Origin of the sequence: Methylophaga sp. UBA2689, assembly GCA_002354555.1 — a bacterium.
Classification (GTDB): Bacteria; Pseudomonadota; Gammaproteobacteria; order Nitrosococcales; family Methylophagaceae; genus Methylophaga.
This window is the reverse complement of record DELT01000036.1, coordinates 12,897-37,680: the sequence shown is the minus strand read 5'-3', so window position 1 is coordinate 37,680 and position 24,784 is coordinate 12,897. Positions and strand designations below refer to the sequence as shown.

Annotated in this window: 24 protein-coding genes; 16 read left to right on the top strand and 8 right to left on the bottom strand. The window is 45.3% G+C overall.

The genetic code is table 11. The features are described 5' to 3' along the window. Positions 1–2,345, bottom strand: a 2,345-nt coding sequence (gene mrcB, locus B3M51_RS03865) for a penicillin-binding protein 1B (protein WP_292756952.1), incomplete at its 3' end; no start/stop codon positions are given. Between the two features lie 243 nt (positions 2,346–2,588). Between mrcB and B3M51_RS03860 the strand changes: the two genes are divergently transcribed. The 14 genes from B3M51_RS03860 (at position 2,589) to rluB (ending at position 18,270) form a co-directional block, all read left to right on the top strand. Then, entirely contained in the window at positions 2,589–3,905 is a 1,317-nt protein-coding gene (locus tag B3M51_RS03860) for a YjgN family protein (RefSeq protein WP_292756950.1), read from the top strand. Positions 3,906–3,907: 2 nt separating this feature from the next. After that, on the top strand, positions 3,908–5,065 hold the full coding sequence (locus B3M51_RS03855; RefSeq protein WP_292756948.1) for a M48 family metallopeptidase: 1,158 nt from the start codon (positions 3,908–3,910) through the stop codon (positions 5,063–5,065). A gap of 195 nt (positions 5,066–5,260) precedes the next feature. Continuing rightward, the gene (locus B3M51_RS03850; RefSeq protein ID WP_292483408.1) at positions 5,261–5,815 is read left to right on the top strand and encodes a thioredoxin family protein; all 555 of its coding nucleotides are present in this window, start codon (positions 5,261–5,263) and stop codon (positions 5,813–5,815) included. Between the two features lie 26 nt (positions 5,816–5,841). Continuing rightward, positions 5,842–7,830 (top strand): transketolase, encoded by a 1,989-nt coding sequence (gene tkt / locus B3M51_RS03845; protein ID WP_292756945.1) that lies wholly within the window; start codon positions 5,842–5,844, stop codon positions 7,828–7,830. 171 nt (positions 7,831–8,001) lie between these two features. After that, positions 8,002–9,000, top strand: a complete 999-nt coding sequence (gene gap / locus B3M51_RS03840) for a type I glyceraldehyde-3-phosphate dehydrogenase (RefSeq protein WP_292756943.1) — start codon at positions 8,002–8,004, stop codon at positions 8,998–9,000. Positions 9,001–9,119: 119 nt separating this feature from the next. Then, on the top strand, positions 9,120–10,304 hold the full coding sequence (locus B3M51_RS03835) for a phosphoglycerate kinase (RefSeq protein ID WP_292483414.1): 1,185 nt from the start codon (positions 9,120–9,122) through the stop codon (positions 10,302–10,304). An 18-nt stretch (positions 10,305–10,322) separates the two neighbouring features. After that, on the top strand, positions 10,323–11,789 hold the full coding sequence (gene pyk / locus B3M51_RS03830) for a pyruvate kinase (RefSeq protein ID WP_292483416.1): 1,467 nt from the start codon (positions 10,323–10,325) through the stop codon (positions 11,787–11,789). Positions 11,790–11,813: 24 nt separating this feature from the next. Further along, entirely contained in the window at positions 11,814–12,884 is a 1,071-nt protein-coding gene (gene fba, locus B3M51_RS03825) for a class II fructose-bisphosphate aldolase (protein ID WP_292756940.1), read from the top strand. Between the two features lie 191 nt (positions 12,885–13,075). Further along, complete coding sequence (gene crcB, locus B3M51_RS03820; protein WP_014705788.1) at positions 13,076–13,450, top strand: fluoride efflux transporter CrcB; 375 nt, start codon at positions 13,076–13,078, stop codon at positions 13,448–13,450. Next, complete coding sequence (locus B3M51_RS03815; RefSeq protein ID WP_292483420.1) at positions 13,447–13,737, top strand: DUF190 domain-containing protein; 291 nt, start codon at positions 13,447–13,449, stop codon at positions 13,735–13,737. Before crcB ends, B3M51_RS03815 begins: the two co-directional genes overlap by 4 nt. A gap of 1 nt (position 13,738) precedes the next feature. Then, positions 13,739–15,013 (top strand): serine--tRNA ligase, encoded by a 1,275-nt coding sequence (gene serS, locus B3M51_RS03810; RefSeq protein WP_292756938.1) that lies wholly within the window; start codon positions 13,739–13,741, stop codon positions 15,011–15,013. Continuing rightward, positions 15,006–15,686 (top strand): site-2 protease family protein, encoded by a 681-nt coding sequence (locus tag B3M51_RS03805; RefSeq protein WP_014705791.1) that lies wholly within the window; start codon positions 15,006–15,008, stop codon positions 15,684–15,686. Before serS ends, B3M51_RS03805 begins: the two co-directional genes overlap by 8 nt. 35 nt (positions 15,687–15,721) lie before the next feature. Further along, entirely contained in the window at positions 15,722–16,939 is a 1,218-nt protein-coding gene (locus B3M51_RS03800) for a tryptophan--tRNA ligase (protein ID WP_292483426.1), read from the top strand. A gap of 401 nt (positions 16,940–17,340) precedes the next feature. Further along, a complete protein-coding gene (gene rluB, locus B3M51_RS03795; RefSeq protein WP_292756957.1) occupies positions 17,341–18,270 on the top strand; it encodes a 23S rRNA pseudouridine(2605) synthase RluB in 930 nt (309 codons plus the stop codon). Here rluB and B3M51_RS03790 read toward each other — a convergent pair. The 7 genes from B3M51_RS03790 to ispB all read right to left on the bottom strand — a co-directional run bounded on the left by B3M51_RS03790 (position 18,267) and on the right by ispB (position 23,963). Then, positions 18,267–19,193 (bottom strand): GGDEF domain-containing protein, encoded by a 927-nt coding sequence (locus B3M51_RS03790; RefSeq protein ID WP_292483431.1) that lies wholly within the window; start codon positions 19,191–19,193, stop codon positions 18,267–18,269. The two genes, rluB and B3M51_RS03790, sit on opposite strands and share 4 nt — an antisense overlap. Before the next feature lie 89 nt (positions 19,194–19,282). After that, entirely contained in the window at positions 19,283–20,044 is a 762-nt protein-coding gene (locus B3M51_RS03785; RefSeq protein WP_292756935.1) for an SDR family NAD(P)-dependent oxidoreductase, read from the bottom strand. Between the two features lie 8 nt (positions 20,045–20,052). Continuing rightward, positions 20,053–20,418 carry a hypothetical protein gene (locus tag B3M51_RS03780; protein ID WP_292756933.1) on the bottom strand — a complete coding sequence of 122 codons (366 nt, stop codon included), beginning with the start codon at positions 20,416–20,418 and terminating at the stop codon, positions 20,053–20,055. A gap of 72 nt (positions 20,419–20,490) precedes the next feature. Then, positions 20,491–21,807 (bottom strand): hydroxysqualene dehydroxylase HpnE, encoded by a 1,317-nt coding sequence (gene hpnE, locus B3M51_RS03775; protein ID WP_292756931.1) that lies wholly within the window; start codon positions 21,805–21,807, stop codon positions 20,491–20,493. Next, positions 21,776–22,633, bottom strand: coding sequence for a presqualene diphosphate synthase HpnD (gene hpnD / locus B3M51_RS03770; RefSeq protein WP_292756929.1), 858 nt, complete (start codon positions 22,631–22,633; stop codon positions 21,776–21,778). Before hpnD ends, hpnE begins: the two co-directional genes overlap by 32 nt. Beyond that, positions 22,630–22,932 (bottom strand): (2Fe-2S) ferredoxin domain-containing protein, encoded by a 303-nt coding sequence (locus B3M51_RS03765; protein ID WP_292483441.1) that lies wholly within the window; start codon positions 22,930–22,932, stop codon positions 22,630–22,632. Before B3M51_RS03765 ends, hpnD begins: the two co-directional genes overlap by 4 nt. 62 nt (positions 22,933–22,994) lie before the next feature. Continuing rightward, positions 22,995–23,963, bottom strand: a complete 969-nt coding sequence (gene ispB, locus B3M51_RS03760) for an octaprenyl diphosphate synthase (protein ID WP_292756927.1) — start codon at positions 23,961–23,963, stop codon at positions 22,995–22,997. 166 nt (positions 23,964–24,129) lie between these two features. On the opposite strand from ispB, the gene rplU reads away from it, so the two are divergent. After that, entirely contained in the window at positions 24,130–24,441 is a 312-nt protein-coding gene (gene rplU, locus B3M51_RS03755; RefSeq protein ID WP_069295453.1) for a 50S ribosomal protein L21, read from the top strand. Between the two features lie 28 nt (positions 24,442–24,469). Continuing rightward, positions 24,470–24,727, top strand: a complete 258-nt coding sequence (gene rpmA / locus B3M51_RS03750; RefSeq protein ID WP_292354602.1) for a 50S ribosomal protein L27 — start codon at positions 24,470–24,472, stop codon at positions 24,725–24,727. Positions 24,728–24,784: the final 57 nt, after the last annotated feature.

The following is a 24,784-nucleotide window of genomic DNA, read 5'->3' as shown; positions in this document are numbered from 1 at the left end:
ATATCTTTGACCCAATCGATTGAGCGTTTGATTGGATTTTCGATAAAAGTTTCTTCTGGTGTGGCACAGGCAGCTGTTTCTGTCGGTTGTGTGCCACTGATAAACGGTATTTGTGTGGCATTCTCGCATAAACCATCGGCAAGTTTTCCGCTTAACGGATCAATCCAGAGCATTTCAATACCTTCAGGCATCGCCGGCTCGTAGGATTGTAATGGTTCCTGTGCAATATACCGCGTCCAGGCACGTAAGGCTCCACTGGAACCGGTGATCGGCATCGGACTATTATCATCCAGCCCCAGCCACACTACAGCGAGACGATTACCGGTAAACCCGGCAAACCAACTGTCACGCTGTTGATCTGATGTTCCGGTTTTGCCGGCAGTATTGATATTAATCGGCAACTGTTGATAAATACTACGGCCAGTGCCACTTCGGGTAACCTGCTGCAAATTGTATTGCAGCAAAAACATGGGTTTCTCATCAATACTTTGCTGCAATTGAAATGGATAGCTGGAAAGCGGTTCACCTGCACTGTCTGTGACAGTACGAATGGTGCGTGGTGGAATCTGAAACCCGGTTGCGGCAATCGTCTGATACATACTGGCAACTTCCAGTGTCGATAAACTCTGTGCACCTAATAATAACGATGGATAGGCATCCATAGGCCGATCAACCCCAAGACGTTGAAGGGTGTCGATCACTTTTTCTACCCCCAGTTCCATCCCCAGCTGCGCGGTCGACAGATTATAGGAATGCGTCAAAGCTTCATGCATAGGGACTATGCCATGGGTTTGGCCATCATAGTTTTTGGGGGACCAGGTTTGCTGGTTGGGTAATGTCAGGCTGAAAGGTGAATCGTCCAGTTCACTTATCAGGGTATACCCCTGCTCCAAAGCGGTAAGATAAACAGCAGGTTTTACCAGCGAACCAATTGGCCGACTGGCATCTAAGGCACGGTTGAACCCTTGGAAGCGGGTATTGCGATCACCTATCAATGCCAGTACTTCACCTGTTTGTGGATCAGTAACCACCATGCTGCCCTGAAGTTTAGCCAGACTTTCACCATAGGTTCTGCCTAAATCTTCAATGGTGCTGACCAGGGAAGCTTCTGCTTTATGCTGACTGATGGGATCCAGGCTGGTGAAAATCTTTAGACCCTCTGAGCCAAGATCTTCATCTTTATACTCGCGGCGTAATTGCCGTTTTACTAAATCAATATAGGCTGGATAAGCCTCTTTCATCGACCTACCTGATGGTACGACATCCAGTTCAGCCGTTGAGGCCAGCATGTATTCTTCATCAGTGATCGAACCTTGCTGATGCAAAACACTCAGCACCAGGTTGCGTCGCGTTTTGGCACGCTCTGGATTTCGCCGTGGATCGTAATATGATGGGCCTTTGACCAGACCAGCCAATAACGCCAATTGATGTAATTTGAGTTCCTGCATAGGCTGGGCAAAATAATGTGCCGCACCCAGGCCGAAGCCATGAATGGCACGATTGCCGGATTGGCCCAGATAGACCTCATTCAAATAGGCTTCGAGAATTTCGTCTTTGCTGTAGTGAAATTCGAGGAGCATCGCCATTGGCAATTCCAGCATTTTGCGTAGCAAAGTACGATCGGCAGTCAGATAAAAGTTCTTAATTAATTGCTGGGTTAAGGTGCTGCCACCTTGAACAAATGCCCCTGCACGAATATTGGCTAATGTTGCACGAGCAATGCCTTTAGGTGAAATACCAAAATGATCATAAAAATCCCGATCTTCAATCGCGATTAATGCATCAATAAATGCCTGCGGTGCTTCTTCAAGCTGAATTAAATCTCTATCTTCATTATTAAGTGGATAAATACCGCCGATTAAGGCGGGTTCAAGACGGATTAATGTGAGTGAATGCTGATCCGCTGAACGGATTTGACTTAAGTTGTCACCACTGAAATCTAAAATAAGTTGTCTGGCTGGTTCATGTTCGTCCGGGAAGTAAAAACCGCGAGTAGACAGCGTTGCCCGTGAAGCAGAAAAAGCGACTTGCCCTGGTGCGCTGACTTTATCAACAAACTGATAGCCCAACGCTTTTAGTTCAATTTTCAAATCATTGAGTGAAACGGGTGCGCCAACATATAACTCAAGTGGCCTGGCAAAGACTTTAGCGGGTAAAGCCCAGCGTTTTCCCTCAAACTGACTGCGGATTTGCTGATCCAGATACAGTGTTGCCCCCCCGAGCAAAAGCAGAATAATAAACAGCAACTTGAACAGTGTGCCTTTAGAAATGAAGGCTCTACGGTTTTTTTTAGAGCGAGGATTACGTCGCTGCTGGGATGGAGAGGGATTTTTTTTACTTACCATAACCTGAGGAGTGAAAGTAGAAAGAATGGCAGTCGAAATGTGTCAGGCAAACCTTAAAGACTTTAGTTTGGCTGGATATCGTCAATGTGCCGCTTATATTAGCAAAGTTTTTCAATAGTTACTTTAGGGCTTGTGTATCTTTCATATCCAGCACATAACTATCGATAAAACGAAAAGTTGCTGACATTTCTGCTTGCTTCTATACTTCGGCAAAACTCATTAAAACAGACAAGGAGGTCTAAAGTGTCAGAATTACATTATGACGTGATGCTTAGTGGAGAATTATTGGATGGATTCAATATTAATGAAGTGATACAAAATCTAGCGAGATTGCTAGCTTTAACAGAAAACGCTGTGAGCGAACTGTTCCAGCAGAAACATGCGATTGTGTTGAACGGGGTGGGTTACGAACAGGCTCAGCTACAACAGGAAAAGTTGCAGAGTGCTGGTGCCGAATCCTACTTGATAAGGCATGTTAGAAAAGAACCACGACTGTCGGTTATGGAACAGGCTACAAAAAGCGATGGTTTGGCCCCAACGCAGGATGCTGAAAAAACTGCTGAAATACAGCCTCGACAAAGGGCATTTTTTTTCAGTGGTCAAGGCGCTGAATATTTCCGGATTTGGATAGTCAACATCGTACTTACGATTATGACTTTGGGCATATATTCAGCCTGGGCCAAAGTCCGTAATAAACAGTACTTCTATGCAAATACTCAGCTTGATGGAGCAAGCTTTAATTATCAAGCCGTTCCATTACAGATTCTCAAAGGTCGACTAATAGCTTTTGCTTTTTTTGTGGTCTATATCGCTGCTACTTCACTTTTTCCGGCTACAGGCGCGATATTTGGTCTACTGTTTATCGTGTTATTTCCCTGGCTGGTCGTAAAATCACTGGCATTCAATGCCTTTTATAGTGAGTATCGCAATGTGCGGTTTGGATTTGATGGTCAATATAGTGAAGCATTCAAGGTTTATATTCTCTGGCCGATTCTCGGTTTAGTGACTTTTTCTCTGCTGATGCCCTATGCCATTTATAAACAGCAGTGTTTTCTGGTGAGAAATATGCGTTATGGTGATACGGCATTTGAGTTCGAACCTCAAGTCAGCGCTTACTATAAAATTGCTTTGGCGATGATTGGCATCGTTCTCCTAACGTCCTTTGGTGTATTTCTGCTGGCAACGCTTTTAAACCGGGAAGCAGTGGGAATTCTGACGATGGTGTTAACCGTGATGATGTATCTCACGCTGTTTGCATTTTTCACCGTAAAGACGACGAATTTACGGTTTAATCATGCCACACTTTCTTCTCATGCTTTTTCTGCTAACTACACCACACCATCTTATATGTGGTTGGTTTTGAGTAATACTGTGGCCATTGTGCTCACCTTAGGCTTGTTTATTCCATGGGCAAAAGTTCGGGTGGCGTCGTATAAGGCAGTTCATACTAAGATGCTGGTAGAGGGCGATTTGAATCAGTTTTCCAGCGCCGTCAGTCAACGTGTGGGGCCATTGGGTGAAGGTGTCAGTGATGTGTTTGATATGGATGTCGGTTTTTAACAATGCAACCGCTTTGGCAACGTGTGCGGATCGATGGCCTCTGGTATGAAGAAGGTGTTTCCAGACAGCGCGCTGCCTTTTTAAGACATATTTCCGAGCAGGATATTGAAGTTGTAGACAGGTCGGATGGTACTCAGTTGGCTTGCTGTTCACTGAATGACCTGAAAATTTCCTCGCGTTTGGGTAACACCAGCCGACAATTGTACTTTCAGCAGGGCCAGAAATTTGAAAGTCCTGATAATGAGACCATTGATAAACTGCTTATTGCCAAAGGTCATGGCTTTTCCCGATTCATTCATCTACTTGAAAGTCGCTGGCAACTGGTTTTCCTTGCGCTGATACTGTTTGTCGGTTTTGGCTACGCCATGATGCAGTATGGTGTGCCAGCTGCAGCAAAGAAAATGGCTTTTTGGTTACCCTCAACTATTTCTGATAAGGCGGCAAATCATACACTTCGTTTGTTGGATGAGACGGTTTTGTCCCCCTCAGAACTTTCTCAACAACAACAAGACATGCTTTTAGCAAACTTTCAGTCGTTAAGTAATCAACCCGATACACCGATAAATATCCAGTTTCGACATGGTGGTAATTTAGGTGCAAATGCCTTTGCCTTGCCGGATGGCACAATAGTGTTCACGGATGAGTTGGTGAAACTGGCAGAGCGACCTGAAGAGCTGATTGCGGTACTGCTGCACGAGATTGGACATGTGGCCCATCGGCACGGAACCCAGTCGGTGATGCAGAGTTCATTGCTGGTGGTGATGGCAATGGCTTTTATCGGTGACACATCAGGGATTGCTGAACTCTTTATGGGGATGCCTATTGTGATGATGCAGAATGCCTATTCAAGAGACTTTGAGCGCGAAGCAGATGGCTTTGCTTTGCGATATATGCACTCCAATCAGATAGCAGGCTTTCATTTGGCTGATCTATTAGACCGTATTGAACTCAATATCAGATGTCGTGCCTATTTTTCCTTACAAGCTGAAGATAACTTGCAATCATCCCTGTGTGAAACTCCAGGTGGTTTACAACAAGCTCAACAGAAAGGCTGGCTTATCAGGCAAGCAGCTGAGGGAATGGGTTGGCAAAGTTATCTTGATTCTCATCCTGATAATGCGGAGCGCAGAGCAATGTTGGTAAATGAAGTTGCTGAATAAGTTGTGCTGACTAAAACAAGTCCTGTGAATATATCGGTTTTGTCTCAATATACAAAAACCTAGCGAACATATTCTGGCGAATTGGCTTATTTCGCATTATCTAAATTGTCTGGTAATATGCTGAACTCCAAATTGGTTTCGTGTGGTTAAAGATCACCGAAATTGCCTAGAAACAGGAACTAAAGTGAGATCTTAATGGCTTTAGAGACACCCGTCTGTGACTTTGGCCAAGCGGCCATAGACTTTGCCCTGCCGGGCACAGATAACAAAATCTGGACACTGGAAGACTGTCGTGGTGAGAATGGCTTGTTAATCATGTTCATCTGTAATCATTGTCCTTATGTCAAAGCCATAATGGATAGACTGATCCGTGATACCAACGAACTCAAACAGTTGGGCATCAATTCTGTGGCAATTTCTGCCAATGATGTCGCTGATTACCCAGAAGACTCTTTTGACAACATGAAAACTGTTGCCGAACAAAACGGGTTTTCTTTTCCTTATCTGTATGACGAAAGCCAAGAGGTTGCTCAAGCCTATGGCGCGGTATGTACTCCTGATTTTTTTGGTTACAACAAAGAATTGAAGTTGCAATACCGTGGTCGCCTTGATGCCAGCCGCAAAGAAGCCGCTCCAGCGGACGTACGCCGTGACTTATTTGAAGCGATGAAGCAAGTTGCTGAAACAGGTCATGGTCCAGAACAACAGATACCCAGTATGGGCTGCTCCATCAAATGGCGGGCAGCTTAATTTTTTTTAATAGGAGAACGTAGATAATGGCTACACGTAGACATTTAGCAAATGCAATCCGTGCGTTAAGTATGGATGCAGTGCAAAAAGCGAATTCCGGCCATCCGGGTGCCCCTATGGGTATGGCGGATATCGCTGAAGTACTGTGGAATGACCACATGAAACACAACCCGAACAACCCGAAATGGGCTGATCGTGACCGTTTCATTTTGTCTAACGGCCACGGCTCTATGCTGATTTACTCATTGCTACATTTGAGTGGCTATGATTTGCCGATGGATTCCCTGAGAACATTCCGTCAACTGCATTCACAATGTGCAGGTCACCCTGAATACGGTTATGCACCAGGCATAGAAACAACAACTGGTCCATTAGGCCAAGGTATTACCAACGGTGTTGGTTTTGCGATGGCTGAAAAATTAATGGCTGACCAGTTCAACAAACCTGGTCATGACATCGTTAACCACCACACCTATGTGTTTATGGGCGATGGCTGTTTAATGGAAGGTGTTTCTCATGAAGCATGCGCATTAGCCGGTACCTGGGGCCTGGGCAACCTGGTCGCATTCTGGGATGACAACAATATCTCTATCGACGGTCACATTGATGGCTGGTACACCGATGACACTGTTAAGCGTTTTGAAGCTTACGGCTGGCATGTTCAGTCTGTCGATGGTCATGATGCTGATGCAATCAATAAAGCTATTGCAGAAGCGAAGAAAGTCACTGATAAACCATCATTGATCTGCTGCAAAACCATCATTGGTTACGGTTCACCAAACAAATGTTCAAGCCATGATTGCCATGGTGCAGCATTGGGTGAAGAAGAAGTTGAATTGACCCGTAAGCAACTGGGTTGGGAATACGAGCCATTTGTTATTCCAGAAGATGTTTATGAAGGTTGGAATGCAAAAGATAAAGGCGATGCTGCAGAAGCAGCATGGAACGAAAAATTTGCAGCCTATGAGAAAGAATATCCAGAATTAGCGGCAGAGTTCAAACGTCGTATGGCAGGTGAGTTGCCAGCTAACTGGAAAGAAGCGACTGACAAAATGATCGCTGAGATCAACGAAGATGCACCAAGTGTTGCCTCTCGTAAAGCCTCTCAAATGGTGATCACTGAGCTAGCACCTGTATTGCCTGAATTCTTAGGTGGTAGTGCTGACTTGACTGGTTCTAACCTGACAAGTGCCCCAAGCTTCAAACACGTTTCTGGTAAAGAGCCAGGTAACTACATCTCATACGGTGTGCGTGAATTCGGTATGTTTGCGATCATGAACGGTATGGCATTGCACGGCGGTTTGATTCCATTCGGTGGTACGTTCCACATGTTCTCTGACTATGCGAAGTCTGCCTTGCGTATGGCTGCGCTGATGAAGATCCGTACCATTGCTGTTCTGACCCATGATTCTATCGGTCAGGGTGAAGATGGTCCGACTCACCAACCAATCGAAAACACAGCCGGTCTGCGTTACATTCCGAATATGGATGTATGGCGTCCGTCTGATGCAACTGAAGTTGCTGTTGCCTGGACAGCTGCTGTTGAACGTATGGATGGTCCTTCAAGTCTGGTATTCAGCCGTCAGGGTATCCCTGGTCGGAAACACGACACAGCTGATTTCGAAGCAATCCGTAAAGGTGCTTACGTACTGTCTGAAGCAGAAGGTGGCAAAGCTGACGTGATTATCATCGCGACAGGTTCTGAAGTTGATTTGGCTGTTAAAGCACAAGAAGAATTGAAAGCAGATGGTGTTAAAGCACGCATCGTTTCAATGCCTTCAACCAACGTCTTTGATCGTCAGGATCAGGCTTATAAACACAGCATCCTGACACCTGGTGTCAAACGTGTTTCTGTTGAAGCCGGTGTAACTGACTTCTGGCGTAAATACGTAGGTCTGGAAGGTGGCACTGTTGGTATCGATACCTTCGGTGAATCTGCTCCAGGCGGTGTTTTGATGAAACACTTCGGCTTTACTGTCGAAAACGTTGTAAAAACTGTTAAATCAGTTCTGTAATAAAGAGCTGTTTTTAGCGAGCTAAAAAGGAAATGGCCAGTAGATATTCATATTCATCTACTGGCCATTTTTCTATATAACTTAAACAGACCCTAGATTGTCTGAAAACTGTGGTTTTTATTAAGATTCCAGTTCTGAGACATAATATCAAACCGATTCAGAGGAAACAGAATGACTATCAAGGTGGGTATTAATGGTTTTGGCCGTATCGGCCGTATGGCATTTCGTGCTGCAGCAAAAGATTTCCCTGAGATTGAAGTCGTGGCAATCAACGATTTACTTGATCCCGATTATCTGGCGTATATGCTCAAATATGATTCTGTGCATGGCCGCTTTGACGGTGATGTTGAGGTTAAAGACGGACATCTGGTTGTTGATGGTAAAACCATTCGGGTTACCGCTGAACGCAACCCTGCTGATTTGAAATGGTATGAAGTTGGCGCGGATTTAATTATTGAATGCACCGGCTTTTTCCTGACGGAAGATTCCTGTCAGGCACATATTGATGCCGGTGCCAAAAAAGTGGTGCAATCTGCACCTTCCAAAGATCACACGCCAATGTTTGTTTATGGTGTGAACCATGACACTTATGCCGGTCAGGCAATTGTTTCAGCAGCCTCGTGTACCACCAATGCTCTGGCACCGGTTGCCAAGGTCCTGCATGACAGTTTTGGTATTAAGCGTGGTTTGATGACAACAGTGCATGCAGCCACGGCAACGCAAAAAACAGTTGATGGCCCATCAATGAAAGACTGGCGTGGTGGACGCGGTATTCTGGAAAATATCATTCCTTCTTCTACCGGTGCCGCAAAAGCAGTAGGCAAGGTGCTGCCGGAATTAAATGGCAAATTGACCGGGATGGCTTTTCGCGTGCCAACTTCCGATGTTTCCGTGGTCGATTTAACCGTTGAATTAAATAACGATGCCAGCTATGAATCGATTTGCGCAGCAATGAAAACTGCCGCTGACGGTGAGTTGAAAGGTGTTTTAGGTTACACCGAAGAAAATGTGGTCTCCACAGATTTCCGTGGCCATACCGCACCTTCAAATTTTGATGCAGGTGCAGGTATTGCACTTGATGGCACCTTCGTAAAAGTCGTTGCCTGGTATGACAATGAATATGGTTATACCTGCAATATGATGCGTTTGGTTGAGCATGTGGCTCGTTAATTTATTTTAGCCATTCAACAATTAATTCAAGGCCTCCTGTCAAGGAGGCCTTTTTTTATGTATGTTGAAGGCTATAATCAGAACTGTTTCACAAAATTTACACAAGAGGGCAATACCTTATGTCAGTAATTAAAATGGCCGATTTGGACTTGGCTGGAAAACGTGTATTGATCCGACAAGATTTGAATGTTCCACTCAAATCAGGTGTTGTCGCAGATGGCACGCGCATCCATGCTTCTTTAGCGACCATAAATCTGGCATTAGAGAAAGGTGCCAAGGTTATGATTATGTCTCATCTCGGACGACCGACTGAGGGAGAATATGAACATAAATATTCATTAGCACCGGTTGCCAATTATCTCTCGGCCCTCTTGGAAAAACCGGTACGTCTGGAACAGAACTGGCTGGAGCCCGATTTTATTCCAGTCGAAGTGGGTGAGGTTGTTTTGTGCGAAAACGTACGATTCAACATTGGTGAAAAAGCCAATAATGATGATCTGGCAAAACGTATGGCTCATATGTGTGATGTGTTTGTTATGGATGCATTTGGCACCGCCCATCGTGCTCAGGCTTCAACACACGGTATTGCCAAATATGCCACTGTAGCCTGTGCCGGGCCTTTATTATCTGCGGAACTGGAAGCATTATCCAAAGCGCTGGATAATCCTGCCAGGCCAATGGTCGCTATCGTAGGCGGATCAAAAGTGTCTACCAAACTTACCGTGTTGGAAACCCTCTCGAAAAAAGTGGACCAATTGATTGTGGGTGGTGGCATTGCCAATACGTTTATTGCGGCAGCTGGTCATAATGTAGGTAAATCACTTTATGAGCCGGATTTAATCGATACCTGTAAAAAGCTTTCAGCAGAAGCTGTCAGTCGTGGTGGCAATATTCCAGTCCCCAAAGATGTGGTCTGCGGTAAACATTTTGCCGAAAATGCGGAAGCGGAATTAAAAGCGGTAGATAAAGTAACGGATGACGACATGATTTTTGATATTGGTCCAAAATCCGCAGCGGAGCTGGTTGAAATTATTAAACAAGCTGGTACGGTTGTATGGAATGGACCGCTAGGTGTTTTTGAGTTCAGCCAATTTGGTGAAGGCACCAAAGAAATAGCGATGGCAATAGCGGAATCAGATGCTTTCTCGATTGCTGGTGGCGGAGATACGCTGGCTGCAGTGTCTAAATACAAAATTTGTGATGATGTTTCTTATATTTCTACCGGTGGTGGTGCTTTTCTGGAATTCCTTGAAGGCAAGAAGTTACCTGCAGTGGAAATCCTTGAGCAACGTGCCCGCGAGTAAATTAATGAGAGAGTAATTATGGCTGCCCGTCGAAGAACGAAAATTGTTGCTACCCTGGGGCCTGCGACAAAAGATCATGTCGTTCTTGACGCGATGATATCGGCAGGCATGGATGTTGTACGGCTCAATTTCTCTCATGGTTCATCACAATCACATATTGATATGGCTGACAGGGTTCGTAACCGTGCCAGCGACTTTGGACGTCAGGTCGGTGTATTAGTTGATCTGCAGGGGCCAAAAATTCGCATCTCTCGGTTCAAAAATGGTGGTGTGAAACTTGTTGAAAATGAGGCTTTTATTCTGGATGCGGCCCTGGCCGAAAATGAAGGTGATGGCTCTAAGGTAGGCGTCGACTATAAATCACTTCCCCATGATGTAAAACGCGGTGACACGTTGTTATTGGATGATGGCCGCATTGTCTTGTGGGTTGAATCGGTTGTCGATCAAAAGATCCACTGCCGCGTTACTGTGGGAGGGATGCTTACCGACAATAAAGGTATTAATCGGCAGGGAGGTGGATTATCTGCTTCAGCCCTGACTGCTAAAGATATGGCCGATATAAAAACCGCTGCTGAAATGCAGGCTGATTACCTCGCCGTTTCTTTCCCAAGAAGTGCTGAAGATATTCATCTGGCCCGTCGCCTGTTGCGTGAAGCTGGTGGCTATGGCGGTATTATTGCCAAAATTGAACGTGCTGAAGCGCTGGATGATATCGATGCCATTATTGAAGCCTCGGAAGGCATTATGGTTGCTCGAGGTGATTTAGGTGTGGAAATGGGGGATGCTGCATTACCGCCGATTCAAAAACAACTAATTGCCAAAGCCAGACGCATGAATCGATTAACTATCACTGCGACGCAAATGATGGAATCGATGATTGAAAGTCCCATTCCAACCCGTGCCGAGGTGTTTGATGTGGCCAACGCTGTGCTGGATGGAACGGATGCGGTGATGCTTTCGGGAGAAACTGCAGTGGGACATTATCCCGTTAAAGTCATTGAGGCCATGGACCGTATTTGTCTGCAGGCGGAACAGCAACGTGAAATACGTGTTTCACGTCATCGCATGGATTCAAAATTCGAACGAATTGATGAAGCTATTGCGATGGCGGCGATGTATACCGCGAATCATCTGGATGTTAAAGCTATTGCAACGATGACAGAATCCGGAGCAACGCCCTTGTGGATGTCACGCATTAGTTCTGGAATTCCAATTTTCGCATTAACTCCTCATGTTGCCACCGGGCGGCGGGTTACGCTATACCGGGGTGTCTATCCGGTAAGTTTTGTAGTTGAGCATACTGACCATGCGACCTTGAACAAGGAGGCCATAGAAGAATTACAGCGTCGAGGTGTTGTCAAAGAGGGTGATATAGTAATCATCACCAAGGGTGACCTCGAAGTTCAGGGTAGCACCAGTGCAATGAAAATTGTCAAAGTTGGAACGTTGGTCGAACCACGTCCATCAGGTAGCAGTTGTGAATAAATATGAATGGTTGGAGGTTAGCTAATGGCACTTGTTTCTATGCGACAGTTACTGGATTATGCAGCAGAGCATCAATTTGCCATCCCTGCATTTAATGTCAGTAATATGGAACAGGTGCATGCCATTATGCAGGCCGCTGATGCCGTCGACAGTCCAGTAATTATGCAAGGCAGTGCCGGAGCACGTGATTACGCTGGCGAGCCCTTTCTACGGCATTTGATTTTGGCCGCGATTGAAGCCTATCCGCACATCCCCTTGGTGATGCATCAGGATCATGGTGCCAATCCGTCAATTTGTGCACGTTCTATTCAATCCGGATTCAGCTCGGTGATGATGGACGGCTCTCTGCTGGAAGATATGAAAACCCCGTCAGATTTTGACTACAACGTAAACGTGACCAGTAAGGTCAGTGAAATGGCCCATGCCTGTGGTGTTTCAGTCGAAGGTGAACTTGGTTGCCTGGGATCACTGGAGACCGGCATGATGGGCGAGGAAGATGGTCATGGTGCTGATGGTAAATTAGATCATAGTCAGTTATTAACTGATCCTGATGAAGCCGTTGAGTTTGTCAGGCAGACCCAGGTTGATGCGTTGGCTGTTGCTATAGGTACTAGTCATGGCGCTTATAAATTTACTCAGCCACCCACCGGCGAAGTTTTGGCAATCAGTCATTTGAAGACCTTGCAACAACGATTGCCTAACACCCATTTTGTGATGCATGGCTCCAGTTCTGTTCCGCAGGATTGGCTGGAAATTATTAATACCCATGGTGGAAATATCGGCCAGACCTATGGTGTTCCCGTGGAAGAAATTGTTGAAGGTATAAAATACGGTGTGCGTAAGGTAAATATTGATACTGATTTACGAATGGCTTCGACCGGTTCTATCCGCCAGTTTTTGACCGATGAAAAAAATGCAGCAGTGTTTGACCCGCGTAAATTTTATAAAGAAGCGACCAAAGCGATGCAGGCAATCTGTCAGGCACGTTATGAAGCGTTTGGCAGTGCTGGCCATGCCAGTAAAATCAAACCTATTTCATTACATGACATGGTCGAACGTTATCGTAGTGGAGAGCTTACCCCTAAGTTAAATTAATGTTGATTTGCTAGGGCTTGTTGAGCTTTCAAAGTCACCTCTGAAAGAGCAACAGACCCGATGAGGGAATTGATCTTGCATAGTCTTCCTGGTGGTTATGAAAGATAAACAGGCCACCTGAATACATTCGCTGCCAGTCTTTGCCGTGATTCAGGTAAAATAACTCACTTGCTAATAACAGGGCACATCTCGTGTTACAACTATTTGCTATCGCTGTAGGTGGCGCAGTTGGCGCTATATTGCGTTTTGCCATGTCTAACGGGGTTTATAAATTATTCGGTCGTGACTTTCCCTATGGCACGTTAGCAGTGAATGTCCTGGGTTCGTTGCTTATCGGGGTACTCTTTATTCTGCTGATTGAAAAACTGGCCGTTGCAGCAGAATGGCGTGCCGGCTTGCTGGTTGGATTACTCGGTGCTTTTACCACGTTTTCAACCTTTTCCCTGGAAACGTTTACGTTGATGGAAAATGGCGCTTTTATCAAAGCAGGATTAAATGTGTTTTTAAGCGTTGTATTATGTCTGGCGGCCACCTGGTTGGGCATTAGCCTTGGAAGACAACTATGAATCTGACATTGGTAAGAATTTATTTAACTGATGGTCGACATGAAGTACGGCAAGTCATTAAGTGGCTTGAGCAGAATAAAATTCGCTTTACCGTATTTCGTGGCATTGCTGGTCTGGGATCAGACGGGTTAGTTCACAAAGCTTCGTTATTGGATCTTTCTTCGGATCTGCCAATGGTTATAGAACTTTTTGATAAACCGGAACAAATAAACGATATCATCAACACAATAAAAACACTGGTTGAGGCTGATCATATTGTCAGCTGGCCAGTTCAAAGCGGAATTTAACATGTTAGACCTCAAATTATTACGTACCGAACCCCAGGAAGTTGCAAAAGGTTTGGCTCGTCGTGGCTTTCAGCTTGACGTTGGATTGCTGGAAACCCTGGAAGCAGAACGTCGTCAGGCACAGCTTGATGCGCAGACATTGCAAACCGAGCGCAATGCTCGTTCCAAAATGATAGGTAAGGCAAAAGCTTCCGGTGAGGATATTGCGCCATTACTGGCCGAAATTGATGATTTAGGCGATCAGCATAAAGCTGCCGAGACCAGATTAGCTAAAGTTCTGGAACAGCTTAATGAGCTGGCAATGGGGATACCTAATATTCCGCAGGCTGATGTGCCAGCCGGTAAAGATGAAGCCGACAATGTAGAAGTCTCTCGTTGGGGTACGCCGCGTCAATTTGATTTTGAACCGAAAGATCATGTCGATCTGGGCGCCGGTCTGCAACAGATGGATTTTGAAACGGCGGCTAAAATCACGGGTGCGCGATTTGTAACATTAACCGGTCAACTGGCCCGTCTGCAAAGGGCATTAATCCAGTTGATGCTGGATACCCATATTACTGAGCATAACTATACTGAAACTTACGTGCCTTATCTGGTCAACGCTGATTCATTACGCGGTACCGGACAATTGCCAAAGTTTGCCGAAGATTTGTTTGCCGTTGATGATGTTCAGCTCTATCTTATTCCAACCGCCGAAGTCCCAGTAACCAATATCGTGCGTGACAGTATTGTTGATGCCGCTCAATTGCCATTGAAGTTTGTCGCACATACTCCGTGTTTTCGTAGTGAAGCCGGTTCGCATGGGCGGGATGTGCGTGGTTTGATTCGTCAGCATCAATTCGAAAAAGTCGAACTGGTACAAATCGTTGCACCGGAAGCCTCGGCTGAAGCGCATGAGCAATTGACCGGACAAGCTGAAAAAATTCTGCAAATGCTGGATTTACCCTACCGTAAGATGCTGCTTTGCACAGGGGATATGGGCTTTGCATCTACTAAAACCTATGATTTGGAAGTCTGGTTACCCAGCCAGAATACCTATCGTGAAATCTCATCTTGCAGTAACTTTGGTGATTTTCAGGCGCGGCGTATGCAAGCGCGCTGGCGTAATCCTGAGACCGGTAAACCAGAATTGGTCCATACGCTCAACGGTTCAGGGCTGGCTGTAGGTCGGACCTTATTGGCTATTTTGGAAAATCATCAAAAGGCCGATGGTAGCGTCATTATTCCCGAGCCACTTCGTGCCTATATGGGCGGTGTAGATAAAATTCATGGGTGACGAGTTTAGTCTGATCCAGAAGATCATTATCTGGACATTACCGGTTCTATTTGCGATTACCGTACATGAAGTCGCTCATGGTTGGGCTGCGTTAAAACTGGGTGATAAAACTGCCCAGATGATGGGGCGTCTGACACTCAATCCAATTAAGCATATTGATCCACTTGGTACTATTCTTGTCCCGGGTTTGTTGCTTATGTTTACCGGATTTATGTTTGGCTGGGCCAAACCGGTTCCGGTAACTTTCCAGAATTTGCGCAATCCCAAAAAAGATATGGCCTGGGTGGCTTTGGCTGGACCCGGTGCAAATCTGGTAATGGGTTTTTTATGGGCCATGGTTGCCAAGCTAGGCTTGGTGTTGGCGGTGAATGACGTATTGATTTCCGGACCGATGATTTACATGGGGGTAGCGGGTGTATTAGTGAATGGCATGTTGATGTTATTAAATCTGTTACCTTTGCCTCCACTGGATGGCGGCAGAGTATTAGTCAGCATTTTGCCGCCTCACCTGGCCTGGCGAGTAGAAAAAGTTGAACCTTACGGCTTTTTTATCTTGCTGGCGCTACTCTATTTTGGCATCGTTATGATGATTTTATGGCCTTTGATGCAGGCTTATATGGGATTGCTGGCATTTATTTTTGATATGCCAATGCAAGTATTCTTTATTTTATAAAACACTGAATTGAGCAAGCTCATCAGGAGATTATTTTGGACACGGTAGCGTATCAGTCACGTCGTATTGTTTCAGGCATGCGCCCGACAGGGCAATTGCACTTGGGGCATTATCATGGTGTGCTGAAAAATTGGATTAAATTACAACACGAATTTGATTGCTTCTTTTTCGTCGCCGATTGGCATGCATTGACGACTCACTATGAAGATAGTCGGGTGATTGAAGACAGTGTCTGGGAAATGGTCATTGATTGGCTGGCGGCCGGAATTGAGCCATCATCCGCTTCATTGTTTCTGCAATCTCGTGTGCCAGAGCATGCTGAGCTGCATTTATTATTATCGATGATCACGCCATTATCCTGGCTGGAACGTGTACCAACCTACAAAGATCAGCAGGAAAAGCTTAAAGAAAAAGATTTATCAACCTATGGCTTTTTAGGTTATCCACTACTGCAAAGTGCTGATATTTTGATTTATCGGGCGGGTCAGGTACCGGTTGGTGAAGATCAGGTGGTGCACGTTGAGTTAACGCGTGAAATTGCTCGTCGTTTTAATCATATTTATGGACGTGAAGCGGATTTTGAAGAAAAGGCTGAAGCTGCCGTAAAGAAAATGGGTAAGAAAAACGCCAAGTTATATAACCATTTGCGTAAAGCTTATCAGGAGCAGGGTGATGCAGAAGCATTGCAGACCGCTCGTGAACTCTTAAAAAATCAACAAAGTCTGGCGCTTGGAGATATGGAGCGTTTGTTTGGTTTTCTGGAAGGTGGCGGTAAAGTCATCCTGCCCGAACCAAAAGCGCTGCTGACACCAGCCCCTAAAATGCCAGGATTGGATGGACAGAAAATGTCCAAATCCTATGGCAATACCATTTCATTGCGTGAATCAGATCAATCTGTCGCCGAAAAAATTAAGCGCATGCCAACCGATCCAAACCGTGTACGCCGCACCGATCCGGGGGAACCCGATAAATGTCCGGTTTGGCAATTACATGAAGTCTATTCAGATGAAGGTCAGAAAAAATGGGTTCAGGAAGGTTGCCGCTCTGCTGCAATCGGCTGCCTTGATTGTAAAGGCCCACTAATCGATTCGGTAATTGCCGAACTCAAACCTATCCGTGAACGGGCAGACGATTTCAGCAGACATCCAGAAGATGTACGACGTATTATTGATGATGGCAGTGCTGCAGCAAGAGAAGTAGCTCAGGAAACATTGAGCGAAGTTCGAGCTGCGATGGGTCTGGCTTATAAATAGTCAACAGGGTTAATTTATCTTTAATAGCCATCGCTGTTGTGACTGAACATGATCCAAACAAGGTGAGAGAAGAGAGGTTTGTGAGATACATTCATGTATTTCACGCCCTATGAGGCTTGCGCTCAAAAACACTCCCGGCGTTTTTGTAGTGGCTCTCAATAAACGATTAGCAAATTAGACCGGTGCGCGCCTCCCTAGCCGCGCAGTATATCGTCCATCCGTGGACATAAGTGGCACATTTTCAGTCACAACCCATAGGGCTGGGACGAGATTTGTCTACATCTGCCTTAGAAATGACTCATGTAGAATTATTACATTTCATCATTTCCGCCTTGTTATAAACAACTCTCGTCTCCAGCAGTTTGGTGATGAAAAATAAACTGGCCCAAGGAAAAATTATTATGGCTGAAAGAATACAAAAAGTACTGGCGCGTGCCGGCTATGGCTCACGTCGTTTGATTGAGAGCTGGATCAAGGATGGCAAATTACTGGTAAACGGCGTACCAGCAACGCTGGGTGATCAGATTACTGAGAAGGATAGAGTTACCCTTGAAGGTCGACCTTTATCATCCAAGCGAATCTGGCAACAAAGCATGCCGCAGGTTTTGCTGTATCACAAACCAGTGGGTGAAGTGTGTACTCGCAGTGATCCGGAAGGCCGCAGGACCATATACCAATCTTTACCTGTACCGGAAGAAGGCCGCTGGGTCAGTGTGGGACGACTGGATTTGAATACCAGTGGTTTAATCATCCTGACCACGGATGGTGAACTGGCTAATCAGTTAATGCATCCATCCAATGAAATGGATCGTGAGTATGCAGTGCGTGTCCTGGGTGAAGTCACTTCAGAGATGATGCAAACCTTACGCGATGGTGTTGAACTGGAAGATGGCAAAGCCCATTTTTCAGATATTCAACCAGGTGGTGGTGAAGGCGCAAACAGCTGGTTTCATGTGGTAATTCAGGAAGGCCGTAACCGTGAAGTCCGACGCCTGTGGGAAAGCCAGGGCGTGCAGGTAAGCCGTTTGGTTCGTCTGCGTTATGGTCCGGTCATAATGCCAAATAAACTCAAACCTGGCCGTTGGATGATGCTGGAAGGCAAAGAGTTGGAATACTTATACGAAGAAGCGGGTTTAAAAACAAAAACCACTAAACGCGGTAATGTGGAAAAAGCGCCGGCAGTCAAAGATGTGGAAGTAGAAAAAGCACCAAAATCCAAATGGCCAGATAAACCGGCAAAAGCGGCAAAAAAGGCTGCACCCAGATCCAGAAAAGCTGATGATCAACCGGCTAAACGAGGCCCACGGATTCGTGGACGCAATGACCGTTAAAATATCTCGCGGGATGAAATAACCTGATTACGACCAGCAAACTTTGCCTGATATAAAGCCTCATCTGCTTTAAGAAACAAGCTATCGGCTGATTCGCCGACACACAAGTCTGCCAGACCAATGCTGACTGAAATGGGAAATTTCTGTTCGGTATTGGTCTGGTTTAACTCATTAATCGCCATGCGTAATCTTTCTGCAGCCTGCAAAGCAGCTTCATGATTGCTATGGCTGAGTACTATTGCAAACTCTTCACCACCAATTCGAAATAGTGCATCACTGCGACGTAAACTGGACAGTAAGGTGTCTGCTACCCGACATAACGTATCATCACCGACCTGATGTCCAAAGCTGTCATTAATCTTCTTGAAATAATCAATATCCACTACCATCAGCGAAAGCGGCAGTTTTAGTCGGTGAGCTAAATCAATTTCACGCTCAATGGTATTTTTATAAGCCTGCCGGTTAGGAAGCTGCGTTAACATATCCGTTAATGCAGCATCTAACGCCCGAGCGTATTGCAGACTGTTTCTCAGTGGGTAAACCAGTTTGCATAATAAATCCTCTACCAGATTAATTTCGCTATCAGAAAAGCGATATGCACGACTAACCGTCAACTGACCAAGATACTCATGATCAATTTCAAGCTGGTAATTACATTTATGATGACGCTTAGCGCCCAACCTGAACTCAAATTTATTATCTGGATGAGTAAACTGAAGACCACTGTGGGCAAGTAATGGTTTGATTTGCTCGTCAAATAATCTGAGGATCTGTCTGGTATCCAGTGAAGTTTGCAGAATTAAAGGGAGTTTTGCCAATGCATCTTCGCGTTCGACTGATATAGCAGGCGCTTGTATAACTGAAACGGTATTCTGTTCCAGGCGACGCAAATTTGTAGTGTCTGAAGGCAGTGAATGAATCATGAGCACGCTCGTAAATAAGATAATTTACATTAACCATGCTAAATATGTGCCATAGCTAAATATATCAATAAATACAGCGTGTTACAGCGTTATGCCAAAACTTTGACGGGCAACTCCATCTGCGCATTTACACATTGACCATGTAAATGGCCGCTTTGCTCACTGGCGAGATAAAGATATGCCGGTATGACTGCGCTTGGTTCGGGGAGGTGTTGAGGATCTGCTGCTGGATAAACCCGCGCATGTAATTTGGTTTTTACTTGGCCAGGTTCAATGCAATTCACCCTGACTTTCGCGGCAGCTTCCATTTCCAGGGCTAACTGGTGGCAGAAACATTCAATAGCCGCTTTACTCAATCCATACGCACCACGATAAGCCTTATCATGCTGACTGTCGGTAGTAAAAATAATAAAACTTTGCTGTTCAGTATTTTGTAAAAGGGGAAGGCAGGCATGCGTCAGTAAAAAGGCGGCCGTCAGATTAACTTGAAGTGTTTCTGCCCATTGCTTGATGTCTTGATTGGCGATAGGAGCCAATTGTCCAACATCTGCAGCGCAATGCACTAATCCATCTAGTCGACCGAAAGTCTCCTTGATGGTCTGTGCGAGTTGCTGGTAGTCATCCGCTACCGCACCTTTAAAATCTACGGGAAATATTGCTGGCTCAATGCCGCTTTCCTGCAGAATCACATCATACAATTTTTCCAGTTGGGCAATATTTTTGTCTAGCAGAATAATCGTCGCCCCATGTCTTGCATAGGCTAATGCGACTTCGCTACCGATGCCGCCAAGGGCACCGGTAACAAGCACAACTTTTCCGCTGAGTATGGACTGCTCAGCTTCTGACAACATATAGATCTTTATTCAGATTTGGGAACAATACGTCCGTAGGTAACTTTACCATCAAGTAATTGTGCAATGATGGTAGCGTCATCATTATGCCACTCAAGCGTTTCCATATTCATTTGGTCTAATGTTCTTTCCTGAGCAATATCAGGTTCGCCGTAAGTTGAGATAAGTTCGTCTCTGGTCATTCCAGCTTGGATACCGTCTTCGCTACCTTCGGAGGTTGCTTCTGTCGCTTCAGGTGCAGATTCAACAGTGGCAGGAGCCGATGTCTCTGTTTCGCTGCTATCGGTAACAGCAGTATCGCTTTCATCACTACAGGCGATCAGGGCCAGACTCAGAAAAAGACCGGTAAAAATTAAACGCATACGATTTAACATGACATCCCCTCTTTAGGTTTAATGAACTAATCTTCGAGTATAACAAGCAATCGCAAGGATATCGACATGTTGTTAGGAGAATTTTCCCGCTAGAATATTTTCAGCAGCCCGATAGCCATTTTTAACGGCACTTTCCAGAGTTGCTGGATAGGGATTTTCAGCGTAATCACCTGCGATCCAAAGGCCTTCAATGGTTGTTTTACAGCTTGGCCTCTGGTTGTTTTCAATCACTCCACAACAAAATGTAGCTCTTTTCTCTCGGATAACATGTGCGGTGTGATAGTTAGCCGGTAATTCCGGTAAAAGCTCTGTTAACGCTGAAACAACCTGATCAGTCAGTTGCTGTTTAGTCAGTGATTCATGTTCTCCTGGACCGCTGATAACGACAGCAATTAATCCCGGAGACTGATCTGAGCGGTCAAATACCCATTGAGGTAAGGAATTGCTCAAACCAATAATAGGAGCATTGAGCCGGAAGTACGGTGAATACTGCAGGTAGATGGTGCTTATTGGATATTCAGAAACGGGTGCAAGATTTAGCTGCACCCCTAAAAATTTATAGAGAACACTGGGGGATATGGCGACAATAATATTATCTGCAGCAATATATTCTTTGTTGCCGGTAATAACCCCGGCTACTTTACCAGCCTCGATAACAATTTTTTCAATACGACTTTGTAACCTAACTTCACCACCATACTCTGTAATGAAACCTCTCGCAGGTTCAGGCAGAACATTACCCAGCGACTTTTTCGGAATCAGCAAATCAGCTGATTTTCTTTTTGCAGTAAGGCTATCCCGGAGAGTTGCAGCAAAAACACTGGCTGAAGCCTGTTCTATCGGTGTGTTTAAAATGGCCAGACATAGTGGAATCCATAACTGCGTGATAAGTCTTGTCGATTGACCTGTCTGACGGCACCACTGTTCTACAGTAATGTTATCTGTAAAAGAAGGAACGTTAAGTTGACGTGCTAATCGTAAAAAAAGCCGTAATTCTTGCCAGCCCAGACTGGAATAAAGCCTGGGTAAAATAGCAATTTGCCAGGGTAAAAGGGGATGTGCAGATAAATGTAATGGGGGGTACTTAGGATCAAGAATGTTTAGATCCAATGTTTTCCGCTGAAAAACGCTGTTTTCTTCAATACCGATTCGTTTAAGCAGATCGAGCATGTTTTGGTATGCACCAATCATCAGATGCTGACCATTATCTATTTCGATATCTTGCCATTTGACGGTACGGGCCCGCCCGCCAAGTTGTTTTGCTGCTTCGAACAGAATGGGCTTTTGCCCAGCTTCGGCTAGACGGACCGTTGCTGCAAGTCCACTCCATCCACCACCAATAATGAGGGGTTGCATATTATGAGTGGTTTTTGGCGAGCTTTTTTTCACGTCGGTAAGTGCACCAGGCCAGCCATAGTTTACGAATCGGGGTAAGCGAGACTCGTTGTTTCATTACTTGGAAATTATCAATAGCAATTTCCTGCAAAGTAGTACGATAAATTTCAGCCATAATCAGCGCGGTGCATTGATGATAACGATCTTGTGGGGGAAGCAGCTGCATCGCTTCCTGATAAAACTGCTCAGCACGCTGTGTCTGGAACTCCAGTAATTTTGTCAGCGCTTCGGTTTGCTGTAAATCCAGAATACTTTGTTCGCTGACGCCAAATTGTTGCATTTCGTCCAAAGGCAGATAAATACGGCCGCGCTCAGCATCTTCACGAACATCACGAATAATATTGGTGAGTTGAAAAGCCAGCCCCAGTTTCTCGGCAAATTTCAGCGTACTTCGATCGGAAAAACCGAATATCTGTGCTGACAGTAAACCCACAACACTGGCGACTCGGTGACAATATAAAGCCAGATTTTTATAGGCTGGGTAACGGTGCTGGGTTAAATCCATTTCCATGCCATCAATGATCTCGTGAAAATATTCTTCATGCAGATCAAAATCCTGCAGCGTATCAGCGAGAGCCTTTCCGACGGGATGAGTGGCTTGCCCGATAAAGGTATTTGCTACTTCCTGACGCCACCAGGCGAGAGTTTGTGCTGCAACTAACGGATCACTTATCTCATCAACAGCATCGTCAACTTCACGGCAAAAAGCATATAGAGCCATAATGGCATTGCGCTTTTTGGTGGGTAAAAAAAGGAAACTATAATAGAAGCTTGAACCACTTTTCGCCGCTTTATCCCGGCAATATTGCTGCGGTGTCATTTTAATAGCCGCTCAACAATTTTGCCGTTGACCAGGTGACTGTCGATGATTTCATCGATATCAGCTCTATCATGATATTGATACCAGACTCCTTCCGGATAAATCACCATGATCGGACCCAGTTTGCAGCGATTGAGGCAGCCGGAATTATTGACGCGGACTTTTTTCAGTTTGAGATCTTTAACCCGTTGCTTGGCATAATCACGCAGTGACTGCGCACCGTGTTCTTCACAATAATCACTGCCATCATCGCGTTGATGCGTGCAAATGAACATATGATATTTATATATTTCAGCCATAACTTTTCAGCCTAACCAAGCTGAGTTAAATATACAAAATGAATATCTACTCATAGCCATATTTAAAAACGGCGGGAAACAGCAAAATCAGCCAGTCCGATTAAGGCTGTTTTATATTGTGAATCGGGAACGATACTGAGATTGGCCTTGGCCTGCTCGACTTCCTTGCGGGCTGCCGCGGCAGTGTAGTCAATGGCGCCAGTGCTGTGGATAATGTCAATAATGTCATTGATTTTATCGCGTTGGCCTTGTTCAATTGCTTCACGAATGACTGCGGACTGTTCCTTAGAGCCATTTTGCATGGCATAAATCAGCGGTAACGTCGGTTTGCCTTCGGCAAGATCATCACCAATATTTTTGCCAATAGTTTCACTGGAAGCGCTGTAATCGAGTAAGTCGTCCACCAGTTGGAAGGCACTGCCAAGATGCATCGCATATTGTGCTAATGCGGTTTCAATTTCCGCTGAGGCATTACTTATTAATGCACCTAACTGCCCGGCCGCTTCAAATAGTTTGGCGGTTTTGTGATGAATGACCTGCAGATAGCGTTCTTCAGTGGTGTCTGCATCGTGAACATTAAGTAATTGTAAGACTTCACCCTCGGCAATCACGTTAGTGGTATGTGACAGGATCTGCATCAAGCGCATTGAATCCAGTTCCACCATCATTTCAAATGCGCGGGTATAGAGAAAATCCCCGACTAATACACTGGCTTCATTTCCCCATACACTGTTGGCCGTTTCCTGGCCGCGGCGCATCGTTGAATTGTCGACCACATCATCATGCAGCAGGGTCGCGGTGTGAATAAATTCAATGATGGTGGCAAGATTAATATGCGCAGTTGCCTGATGATTGCAGGCACGGGCACTTAACAAAGCAATAGCCGGGCGCAAGCGCTTTCCGCCACTATTGATAATGTAATGTCCAAGCTGATTAATTAATACAACCTCAGATTGCAGCCGATGTTGTATCATGGCGTCAACTGAATCAATATCCTGCTGGATGAGTGCGTAAATGGATTGTATATCCACGGGGCGTTTGTCTGCCTGTCTAGATGAATTAAACGCGTACTTTCTCACGGGTAACAGCGATTCGCAAATAATTCAATTTGCATTTGATCTGAATGTAGAAAGCGGTTAAAATTCCCGGTCTTTTGTTGGGTTACCCACAATAACATTTATTTTTTTGGAGAAAGCGATGTACGCTATTGTCGCGACTGGTGGTAAGCAGTACCGAGTTAAAGAGGGCGAAAAGCTCCGCGTTGAAAAATTGCCAGGTGAAGTGGGTGATACCATTGAGCTGGGTGAAGTTTTATTGATCGGTGAAGGCGAAGACATTAAAGTTGGCGCACCCTTCTTAGACGGCGCAAAAGTCACAGCAACTGTGGCCTCAGTTGGTCGTGCGGACAAAGTCAAAATCATCAAATTCCGTCGTCGTAAGCACCATCGGAAACAGATGGGACATCGCCAATCTTATACAGAAATCGAAATCACTGGCATCACTGCCTAAGATTTGACAAATTTAAAGAGGATTTAACATGGCTCATAAGAAAGCTGGCGGTAGTACCCGCAACGGTCGCGATTCCGAGTCGAAACGCCTTGGTGTAAAACGCTTCGGTGGTGAAGCAGTATTAGGCGGCAACATTCTGGTTCGTCAACGTGGTACACGTTACCATGCAGGTCGTAATGTTGGTATCGGTAGAGACCACACCTTATTCGCGACAGCAAACGGTAAAGTGTTATTCGAAACCAAAGGTGCAAACAACCGCACATTTGTAAGCGTTATCGCAGAATAAAGAATTTGTTAGCCCGTTGGGGCAAACAGCTGAAAGCCCCGCTGATGCGGGGTTTTT

Bases quoted from the DNA above. Each gene is read 5' to 3' on its own strand.
- gap (WP_292756943.1), top strand. From the start codon at position 8,002: ATGACTATCAAGGTGGGTATTAATGGTTTTGGCCGTATCGGCCGTATG.
- B3M51_RS03815 (WP_292483420.1), top strand. From the start codon at position 13,447: ATGAATCTGACATTGGTAAGAATTTATTTAACTGATGGTCGACATGAA.
- B3M51_RS03835 (WP_292483414.1), top strand. From the start codon at position 9,120: ATGTCAGTAATTAAAATGGCCGATTTGGACTTGGCTGGAAAACGTGTA.
- rplU (WP_069295453.1), top strand. From the start codon at position 24,130: ATGTACGCTATTGTCGCGACTGGTGGTAAGCAGTACCGAGTTAAAGAG.
- hpnD (WP_292756929.1), bottom strand. From the start codon at position 22,633: ATGACACCGCAGCAATATTGCCGGGATAAAGCGGCGAAAAGTGGTTCA.
- B3M51_RS03765 (WP_292483441.1), bottom strand. From the start codon at position 22,932: ATGGCTGAAATATATAAATATCATATGTTCATTTGCACGCATCAACGC.
- B3M51_RS03855 (WP_292756948.1), top strand. From the start codon at position 3,908: ATGCAACCGCTTTGGCAACGTGTGCGGATCGATGGCCTCTGGTATGAA.
- B3M51_RS03850 (WP_292483408.1), top strand. From the start codon at position 5,261: ATGGCTTTAGAGACACCCGTCTGTGACTTTGGCCAAGCGGCCATAGAC.
- B3M51_RS03785 (WP_292756935.1), bottom strand. From the start codon at position 20,044: ATGTTGTCAGAAGCTGAGCAGTCCATACTCAGCGGAAAAGTTGTGCTT.
- tkt (WP_292756945.1), top strand. From the start codon at position 5,842: ATGGCTACACGTAGACATTTAGCAAATGCAATCCGTGCGTTAAGTATG.
- rpmA (WP_292354602.1), top strand. From the start codon at position 24,470: ATGGCTCATAAGAAAGCTGGCGGTAGTACCCGCAACGGTCGCGATTCC.
- rluB (WP_292756957.1), top strand. From the start codon at position 17,341: ATGGCTGAAAGAATACAAAAAGTACTGGCGCGTGCCGGCTATGGCTCA.
- serS (WP_292756938.1), top strand. From the start codon at position 13,739: ATGTTAGACCTCAAATTATTACGTACCGAACCCCAGGAAGTTGCAAAA.
- B3M51_RS03790 (WP_292483431.1), bottom strand. From the start codon at position 19,193: ATGATTCATTCACTGCCTTCAGACACTACAAATTTGCGTCGCCTGGAA.
- fba (WP_292756940.1), top strand. From the start codon at position 11,814: ATGGCACTTGTTTCTATGCGACAGTTACTGGATTATGCAGCAGAGCAT.
- pyk (WP_292483416.1), top strand. From the start codon at position 10,323: ATGGCTGCCCGTCGAAGAACGAAAATTGTTGCTACCCTGGGGCCTGCG.
- B3M51_RS03805 (WP_014705791.1), top strand. From the start codon at position 15,006: ATGGGTGACGAGTTTAGTCTGATCCAGAAGATCATTATCTGGACATTA.
- B3M51_RS03780 (WP_292756933.1), bottom strand. From the start codon at position 20,418: ATGTTAAATCGTATGCGTTTAATTTTTACCGGTCTTTTTCTGAGTCTG.